The sequence below is a fragment of the Nocardioides albidus genome, from assembly GCF_006335005.1.
Taxonomy (GTDB): Bacteria; Actinomycetota; Actinomycetes; order Propionibacteriales; family Nocardioidaceae; genus Nocardioides; species Nocardioides albidus.
The window spans coordinates 497,547-499,687 of record NZ_VDMP01000027.1; the positions used below are offsets into that span (position 1 = coordinate 497,547).

Annotated in this window: 2 protein-coding genes and 1 pseudogene; 1 reads left to right on the forward strand and 2 read right to left on the reverse strand. The window is 74.6% G+C overall.

Features of this window, described 5'->3' with window-relative positions; translation table 11 throughout:
* Nucleotides 1–15 precede the first annotated feature (15 nt).
* Both FHP29_RS20750 and ispF read right to left on the reverse strand, forming a co-directional pair.
* Nucleotides 16–972 carry an alpha/beta fold hydrolase gene (locus FHP29_RS20750; protein ID WP_139624746.1) on the reverse strand — a complete coding sequence of 319 codons (957 nt, stop codon included), beginning with the start codon at nt 970–972 and terminating at the stop codon, nt 16–18.
* A gap of 102 nt (nt 973–1,074) precedes the next feature.
* Complete coding sequence (gene ispF / locus FHP29_RS20755; protein WP_139624747.1) at nt 1,075–1,557, reverse strand: 2-C-methyl-D-erythritol 2,4-cyclodiphosphate synthase; 483 nt, start codon at nt 1,555–1,557, stop codon at nt 1,075–1,077.
* Between the two features lie 46 nt (nt 1,558–1,603).
* Here ispF and FHP29_RS21930 point away from each other — a divergent pair.
* Nucleotides 1,604–2,141: pseudogene (locus FHP29_RS21930) on the forward strand (molybdopterin-dependent oxidoreductase); the annotation flags it as partial.

Genomic DNA, 2,141 nt, shown 5'->3' on the forward strand with positions numbered 1-2,141 from the left:
GATCAGCGGAACCTCTTAGCCACCCGCCGGCGCCCGGTGGCGTCCGCGGCGTACGGCGGCCTCGCCCGCCTCCTTCGCCAGGCGGGCCAGGGCTCGGTCGAGGAGCGCCGCCAGCTCGTCGCTCACCAGCTGACGCCGCTCGAAGGGCAGGTAGTGCCCGGCGTCGGGCGCCACCAGCAGACGCGCACCCCGGATGCCGCGGGCGATCTTGGCGGCGTGCTCGGGCGGTGTCAGCAGGTCACGGGTGCCGACGAGGACGGTCGTCGGGATGTCGTCGAAGGCCGACAGGTTGCCGATGCGGTCGTGGGCCATCATGTCCCGGAAGAAGCCGGCCATGGTCTCCGGCGGGGTGTGCACGAGCTGGTCGACGACGAGGGCGACGTCGCGGGAGCGGGCCGGCCGGCCGAACAGGAAGCGGCGCGCGACCTGGCGCTCGATGGTCGGGAACTTCTCCCGGCGGCTCAGGCTGAGCATCCGCGCGCGGTTGGCCAGGACGAACGGCAGCCGGTCGCGCAGCAGGGCGCCGGCGACCGCCGGCAGCCCGAGGGTGACCTTGCCGAGCTCGCCGCTGGTGGTGCTGACGAACATCGCCCCGACGACCCGCGCCATCAGGTCGGGCCGCTCCTCGGGGATCGCGGTGAGCGCCATCCCGCCGACCGAGTGGCCGGCGACGACCAGCGGACCCTCGGGCGCGCAGGTGTCGACGATCTGGCCGAGGTCGCGCGTCAGGTGCGGGATCGTGCACGCCGCCTCCGATGCGCGGTCGGACCGGCCGTGGCCCCGGTGGTCCCAGGTGATCACCCGGATGTCACGGCCGTAGGCCGCCAACAGATCGGTGACCTGGTAGTGCCAGTCGGACTCGTCGGCCGTCCAGCAGTGCGAGAGCAGCACCGTCAGCGGGGCGTCGTCGCGGCCCCGCACGCTCACGTGGAGGCGCAGGCCGTCCTCGGTGATCACGGTGCGCTCGGACATCGCTTACCCCCTGTGGCCTCGCCGTCGGCGCTCCACCCTGCCACGCCCGGTGACGTTTGCGACAGCGTGTCGCACTCAGAGACGTCCGCTCGCGAGACGGGGTCAGCCGGACAGCAGCGCGGTCGCGATCGCCGCCACGCCCTCGCCGCGCCCGGTCAGGCCTAGCCCGTCGGTGGTCGTCGCCGAGAGGGACACCGGGGCGCCGAGGACCTCGCCGAGGACCGCCTCCGCCTCCGCGCGCCGCGGGCCCACCTTCGGTCGGTTCCCGATGACCTGGACAGCGACGTTGACCACCGAGAAGCCGGCCGCCTCGACCCGCCGCCGGGTCTCGCCGAGCAGGCTCGCGCCGCTGGCTCCGGCCCACGCGGGCTCCGACGTACCGAAGTTGCTGCCCAGGTCGCCCAGTCCGGCGGCCGAGAGCAGCGCGTCGCACGCCGCGTGCGCGGCGACGTCGGCGTCGGAATGGCCCTCGAGCCGGACGTCCTCGCCGGGCCAGGTGAGCCCCCCGAGGGCCAGGGGCGGGTCCTGCGGGCCGCGGGGGACCAGGCGGTGGACGTCGGAGCCGATGCCGATGCGCAGGTTCACGGCCCGATCATGCCTGAGCCGGGGACGGTGGGGGAGAATCGCTGGTGTGAGGACCTCCCGCGCCTGGTGGCCGCTCGCCGGGTTGCTCGCCGGGGCCGCCGGCCTGGCCGTCAGCTACGCCGTCGCCGCGTTGCTGCACGTGCGGGACTCGCCGGTCGTCGCGGTCGCGGAGGGCGTGATCGCCCTGACGCCCGGGCCGGTGGCGAAGTGGGCGATCGACACCTTCGACACCGCCGACAAGACGGTGCTGGTCGTCGGCATCCTGATCGTCCTCGTGGTCCTGTTCGGCTGGCTCGGCCGGCTGGCCCACCGCCGGTGGTGGGCCGCGGTGACCGGGTACGCCGTGCTCGCGGGCGTCGCCGTCGTCGCGGTGCTCACCAAGCCGACCCCGAGCCTGATCGACCTCGCGCCGATCGCGGTGGGCCTGCTGTGCTGGCTGATCGCGCTCGCGGTGCTGGCCGACTGGCTGCGCCGGTGGGAGCTCGTCGAGGAGGACGAGGACCCCGCCGCCGAGCCGATGCACACGCGCCGGCACTTCTTCCTCGTCGCCGGTGGCGCGGCGGCCGTCTCCGCTCTCGGAGGAC

What these genes read in the sequence shown, in the direction of transcription:
- FHP29_RS20750 (WP_139624746.1), bottom strand. Translation starts at nt 972, where the DNA reads ATGTCCGAGCGCACCGTGATCACCGAGGACGGCCTGCGCCTCCACGTG.